Source organism: Dyella sp. (assembly GCF_036384435.1).
In the GTDB taxonomy this organism is placed as follows: domain Bacteria; phylum Pseudomonadota; class Gammaproteobacteria; order Xanthomonadales; family Rhodanobacteraceae; genus GSA-30.
The window spans coordinates 1-6506 of the sequence record NZ_DASVMI010000182.1 but is presented as its reverse complement, the minus strand read 5'-3'; the positions used below and the strand labels follow the sequence as shown (position 1 = coordinate 6506).

Genomic DNA, 6506 nt, shown 5'->3' with positions numbered 1-6506 from the left:
ATTCATGGTCGAGGCGGCCATTGTAGGGTTGGTCGGTGGCATCGCGGGACTGTTTTTCACTGAACTTGGCCTCTGGGGCATACGTAGCCGACCGGTGCAGTACGCGTCGCTAGCGCACCTGGATGCGACGATGTTCCTGGCGGCATTTTCTTTATCTGCATTGGTCGGCCTGGTGGCAGGTCTGATCCCGGCGTGGCGGGCCTGCATTGTGTCGCCTGCCCCACAACTGAAGGCGTCGTGAGCATCAATATGGATATCATGCCAATCTTGTCGAGCTTACGTAGGCATCTCATTCCCGCCATCCTGATCATTTGTGAAGTTGCATTGGCTTGTGCGGTCATGTGCAATGCGGTCTTCATGATCAGTGAAAAAGTCACAGATCTACAACTTGCCAACAATATGGATGAGCAAGGCATTTCCGTCGTGACGATCGATGGAAGCGATCCGGATCAGGCAGTCAACACGATCCCACGCAACCTCGACCTGCTGCGAGGAATTCCTGGGGTTTCATCGGTATCAATCACCAATACCCTGCCATTGACAGACAATGCGTGGCAAAACGGCTTTAGTGCCCAGGCGGGCGAAAAGCGAACAGTCAATACTTCGACGTACTTTCTTGCATCAGGCGCCGAACGGAGCCTTGGCTTGCGCCTGTTGCGTGGCCGCTGGTTCAACGGTGACGAATACGCTGGCGGCAAACTCAACAACAATTATGCCTCCGTTGGCCATAGCGTCATCATCACGGAGAGCTACGCCAAGCGTATATGGCCCAATGATGACGCCCTGGGGAAAACCCTCTACAGCCGCGCTGGAGACAGCTATCAGGTAGTAGGCGTTATTGCCGACGTGCTTGCTCCGAGCATGACCATCAATAGTGGCAACCGCAACGGTGCATATTGGTCTGCGTTCTTTCCGCTGGCTCCCGCGGCGGGCTTGAGTTACTACGTCATACGAAGCGACGCCTCATCGCGCGACAAGATCCTTCGCAGTGCGGTCGATCGGCTGTCGACGATCGAACCTAGCGCGGTGGTCAAGGGACAGACCTTTGAAGCTATTCGTGACGACTACTTCGCCAGCACCAAAAGTACCATCTGGATACTGATGCTGGTCTGCGCAACGATGCTATTGGTAACAGCATTCGGCATCGTAGGCTTGTCCAGTTTCTGGGTGCGCCAACGTCGCAGGCAAATCGGCATTCGCCGCGCCCTGGGGGCTCGCCGGCATGACATCCTTGCCTACTTCCATACCGAAAACTTCCTGCTATCGGCGATGGGCGTTGTCATCGGCATGGGCATGGCTTATGGAGTAAACGTATTGCTCTCCCAGCACTACGAAGTCGGACGCATGCCTCTGGCCTACCTGCCGATAAGCGCATTGATCATCGTATTTATCGGTCAACTCTCCGTACTCGGGCCGGCAGTAAAGGCATCGATGGTAACGCCGGTTGTTGCAATTCGTGCCAATGGTTGATGTCTGTCACAAGCGATTTGGCGCCCTTTAACTCATGGACCAAGAGACCAGAACATGAACGACACCTTGACGCTAGCCGAAGAAGAAACCAGCACCCGCATGACCTCAGAAGGCCCCATCGAAGCGGGCCCCCACCCTTTTCGTAAAATCGATCATATTGCGCTGGCTGTCACCGATCTGGATGCGGCGGTGCAGATGTTCCAAGATATCCTCGGTTTCGAATTGAAGCGACGCCTTGTCGTGGAGGGAAAGCGCACAGGCATGCTGTCAGCCGAATTCGAGAGCAACGGCATTCGTTTCGTGCTTTGCCAGGGTTCCGATCCGGATTCCCAGGTGTCCCAGCTGATCAAGCATTATGGCGTGGGTGTTGCACACATCGCATTCGACGTTGAAGATGTCGACCACACCGTGGAGTCACTCGCACAACGTGGTTTGTCCTTCGACACCACCGTAATACGCGGCCCAGGCCTTACGCAGGCGTTCTCATCGCGTTGTGTAAACACTGGACTGAGCTTTGAGTTGATCAACCGGAGCGGTGAAGATGGCTTTCTGGAGTCGAACGTGCAGCAGCTGTTCGATCAACTGGAAGCTTCCGGAAAATACTGAAATTTCCCGGAGACTCTCTGGCGGCGTGCAGGACAGCAAGCACACTATGGTTTTACAGCATTGCCGAGTGGTTTTTCTCGGCAATGTTGCCAGCGGTCTGTCACTTAGGTGGCCTGCGGCGGACCAGGCCTCCGCTACGTCAAGTCGCCCCGTTGATGCCCAGTGCATAGCGCCGGCAATGCTCCAGGTAGGCCCCTTCATGCGTCTGCACCAGTGCGACCACGCTTTTCCATAACCAGGTCGGGCTTTCCAGGTTAGCCGGACGGCGGCGGCGCAGTTCGGCACGCCACGCCTTGCGTTGCTCTTTGTCCAATTGACTGGCATGCGCTCTGCCGACCACATTACCCAGATAGCGGGCAGCATCCATGGCTTCGGTTTCCGTGAGGGCTTCGAGATCGATTTTCAGGTCTTCGGGCCGCAACTCCCTCACGAAGACCGATGTATCCTGCACGCGCGCGGCGAGCATACGGCTTCCCAGATTGGGGGACAGCGCATGGGCTCCGGCCACTACGCGCTCGCCGTTGTGACGGGGCATGGGCGCCTCCGGTGAGCGTGGTGCAGCGGCCTTGAGTGCTTCCTTGATGTCCAGCAGGCACAGGCCACGATCATCCCCGGATTTCTTGCCCACGCGCAGCAGCACCGCATAACGCAAGCGGCCAAGCGAGCTGCACCCCTTGACCCAATAAGCCATGTCGAGCACTTCGATATCGTCGCTGGCATCGCGATGGGCAAGATCGGTGACCAGGTCATGCACACCAGGGCTCTTGATCAGCGTCTGGATATCTTTGCGTTCGGCTGCCGAGACTGGCCAGAATCTGGCTGAACGAGGCAGTTCGGGTTTCATGTCACCAATACGCTCGGCGGCCAGATGCTTCCATTTGCGGCCAAGTGCACGCTTCATCAATAAATGCACCGACTGGGGCCGCTTGAGCTCGCGCGTCTGGCGTCCGCTGGGAGCAAGCGCTAATTCATAGCCAGCGATCAATGATTCGAGCATGCGCGCGGTGACGACGCCAGGTAGATCCGAGCCACGCGCGGCGGTGGCAAGCGACACGCCAAGGCGGACCAGATCATGCGCAGGGTTGCCAATGACAGTCTGGTCAAGATCGCGAATCTGGATCGCTACGTCACCCTTCGCGTCGACGATCGGCCCGAGGTTGCTCACGTGGCAATCGCCGCAAATCCATATGGCAGGGCCTTGGGGCAGTTCCGCGCCGTGCTCGTCGAGCCACTCATAGAACTGTACGGTGCTTCCCCTCACATAGGCATGCGCGGATCGAGACATTTTCAGGTTGCGCAGTTGCGTCAGCCGGGCGCCACGTTCGGATGGCCGGAAGGGACGCTTGGTCGTCTTGGACATGGCTTGTTTTCCATTCGCAAGTTATTGCGAAGATGTTTTTCCGCCGTACGACGAAAACGATGCCAAGCTCGACGTGAAGCCGATGCGTCAATCCACTCCCGTTTTAACAGCCACGCAGGACGCGTCAGGATTCGACCGAGGGCGAATGACGGTTCTCCACGGCCTCGCTTCTGAGTTCCAGCACCATTTCATCGATGTCGACGTCGCGCATCGCAACCATCAATTCCTCGCTGCTGAACAACCCATCGTCCCGCAGGTCAAGCAGGGCATTTCGCTTGGCCGAAAGCACGGCGAGCCGGTATGTCTTGGCGGTCATGTCCTCCTTGCGTTCGACCTTGGCCACCACCTGTTCCAGCAATTGCCTGATCCGCGTGCGTTCGGCTTCTCGCACCAGGCGAGCCGCCTCGCTCTCGCCCCTGGGAAACAGCCAGGCAACCAGCATGCCGACGCTGCCGCCCTGGATAAGCAACGACAACGCGGCGACCGCAAAGGCGATAAACACCAGCAATGGACGATGGGGTGTCGCGTCGGGAAGCAACTGCACGGCGGCCACTGTCACCGCGCCGCGCATGCCGGCCCAGATCACCACGACCGTACTGGCCCTGTCCAGCGGTTGACGTGAGAAATGATCAAGGTCCGCCAGGTGGCGTCGTACGCGGCGGGTGATGCGTCCGAGCATCCGTTCGCCCAGTGGCAGCTTCCAGCGACGCGCGCGGTGCGCAATGGCATCGGGGACACGGCCGGCTTCCAGTTCCTGTTGCATCGCCATGATTTGAGGTTGCCGGGCCTGTTCGCGCAACGATCGCCGGTGTGAAAACCACAACAGCGGCGTCACGAATACTGCACGCACCGCCACCGTGAGCACGAATGCGATCAAGGCGATGAGCAAGCCTCGCTCAAGGCCAGACGATTCCATCCGCACCTGACGAATAATGGTCGCCAATTGCAGGCCCATGGTAAGAAAGATCACGCCTTCCAGGCTGATCTCCAACGTGGCCCAGTTGCGGGAGTCGGAGACGCGATGTCCGGGTGGTAGTTCGCGTGGCGCCTGCGTCCCGATGAAGAAGCCGGCGACCACGGCGGCAACCAGCCCCGACGCATGCAGTAGCTCGGCGGGAATGGCGGCAATGAACGGCGTCGTGAATGACAGCACCGTGTTGACCGCTTCCTCGTGAATCCGACGCCGCATGGCCAGGTTGATCCTGGCGGCCAACCGGCCGATCAGCACGGCGACCATGATGGCGTAGATGAAGCTCCCCACCGTCGGCCAGAACGAAAAACCCAGCGAGGTCGCAATGATTGCCGTGCGCAGCACGATCAGGGCACTGGCATCGTTGAGCAATCCTTCGCCTTCAAGCATGGCGCTCACGCGCTCTGGCACTCCCCTGCCCTTGATGATCGTGGTGGCCACCGCATCGGTCGGGCTCAAGGTGGCACCCAGGGCGACACCCCAGCCCAAGCCCAATCCTGGAATCATCCAGGCAAACAATGCTCCCAGTACCAGCGCACTGACGACGACCAGTACGATCGACAGGAGGTTGACTGCGGTAAATTCGCGCCGCAAGTTCATCGCTGGCACGGCCGTGGCCGACGCGTACAGTAAAGGCGGCAACAATCCCAGCACGATGATGTGCGGATTGATCACCACATCAGGTACGAACGGCAGCGCACTGACGCCGATGCCGGCCATAACGAGAATCAGCGGCCCGGGAATTTTCATTTTCGGCCCCAACACAGCGGCGGCCGCAATCACCAGCTGCGTCATGACCAACAGAATGATGATTGTCTGCATCGTGGCTCCATAGGGTGCCGCTGCGTCACGTGAGCGCGGTCATCTCGCCATAGCATAGAGGACTGACCAGGATTCGTATCCTGGCCAGCCAGATGCGACCAGACACCAATTACGGAACCAGAATGGCCTTGGCACCAGGTGTCGATTCATAAGCCATGGCTTGCTCGATTTGTGCGCAGCCCAACGCCTAACCGTCCGGATATGGAAGATCGCCGCTCAGTCCGGTCACCTGCTTGGCCGCACCAGATCTATCCAACACTCAGAAGCGGGTGACAGCAATACGGTGATCAATAAGGGAAAGAAGAAATGATCTTAATTTTTTCTTCTTAAGATCAGTGAGATACGGACAGACATCAAACGCCGCTATCGGCACCTGGATCAAGGCCGCACCTTGATCGAGATCAAGAGGTATTTCCCCTGTCAGCGGCACACTCGTTGACGTCGCAAACACAGGGTAGCGTGATGTCGTTGAAGATCGTTGTACTCAAGGAAACGTGCACCGATGAGCGCCGCGTCGCCATGGTGCCGACGCTGGTGGCGCGCTTTGCCAAACTGAGAGCGAGCATCGCAATACAATCGGGTGCCGGTGCCGCCGCTGGATTTGCCGACACAGATTATGTTGGCGTTGAGATGGTGGACGATCCCAGGCGCCTGGTGGAGACCGCAGATATCGTGCTTGCGGTGCAGGCACCGCCAGCCACCATCATTGCGTCGATGAAGCCAGGCGCGGTGGTGGCCAGCTTCGTCTACCCGCAGAAACATCCCGACCTTCTGGAATCCATGCAGAGCAGCCGCATCAGCGTGTTCGCGCTGGAGAGCGTGCCGCGCATCAGCCGTGCGCAGGCGCTGGACGCGTTGTCCAGTCAGTCAGCATTGGCCGGCTATTACGCGCCGCTGCTGGGCGCAGTCCACTTGCCACGTATTCTGCCGATGATGACCACTGCCGTTGGTTCGTTGCGTGCTGCGCACGTATTGGTTATGGGGCTGGGAGTGGCTGGATTGCAGGCGCTGGCCACGGCGCACCGTCTTGGGGCCATTACTGAGGGCTATGACGTGCGTCCTGAGACAAAAGAGCAGGCGCAGTCGGTGGGCGCCAAGTTCATTGACACTGATGTGGACGCGCGCGGTGAAGGAGGCTATGCACGCGAGCTGACGACCGAAGAGCAGGCTCGGGCCAGAGAGGTATTGACCCGGCATATTCAGCAAGCCGATCTCCTTATCACCACCGCCAACGTGCCGGGACGCATAGCACCGCGGTTGGTGTCTCGCACACAGATC

6 protein-coding genes are annotated in these 6506 nt (G+C 58.7%); 4 read left to right on the top strand and 2 right to left on the bottom strand.

The genetic code is table 11. The features are described from left to right. The 3 genes from VF436_RS19400 to VF436_RS19390 all read left to right on the top strand — a co-directional run. Positions 1-241, top strand: a 241-nt coding sequence (locus VF436_RS19400) for an ABC transporter permease (RefSeq protein ID WP_414649884.1), incomplete at its 5' end; no start/stop codon positions are given. Continuing rightward, positions 238-1470, top strand: a complete 1233-nt coding sequence (locus tag VF436_RS19395; protein ID WP_330905696.1) for an ABC transporter permease — start codon at positions 238-240, stop codon at positions 1468-1470. The genes VF436_RS19400 and VF436_RS19395, both read left to right, overlap by 4 nt. Positions 1471-1524: 54 nt before the next feature. Then, complete coding sequence (locus tag VF436_RS19390) at positions 1525-2076, top strand: VOC family protein (RefSeq protein WP_330905695.1); 552 nt, start codon at positions 1525-1527, stop codon at positions 2074-2076. A 139-nt stretch (positions 2077-2215) separates the two neighbouring features. Here VF436_RS19390 and VF436_RS19385 read toward each other — a convergent pair whose 3' ends face one another. Together VF436_RS19385 and VF436_RS19380 are read right to left on the bottom strand one after the other, a co-directional pair. Beyond that, positions 2216-3436, bottom strand: a complete 1221-nt coding sequence (locus VF436_RS19385; protein WP_330905694.1) for a DUF2252 family protein — start codon at positions 3434-3436, stop codon at positions 2216-2218. Positions 3437-3560: 124 nt separating this feature from the next. Next, a complete protein-coding gene (locus tag VF436_RS19380) occupies positions 3561-5228 on the bottom strand; it encodes a cation:proton antiporter (protein ID WP_330905693.1) in 1668 nt (555 codons plus the stop codon). Positions 5229-5690: 462 nt separating this feature from the next. Between VF436_RS19380 and VF436_RS19375 the strand changes: the two genes are divergently transcribed. Next, a partial coding sequence (locus VF436_RS19375; RefSeq protein ID WP_330905692.1) for an NAD(P)(+) transhydrogenase (Re/Si-specific) subunit alpha occupies positions 5691-6506 on the top strand: 816 nt, incomplete at its 3' end.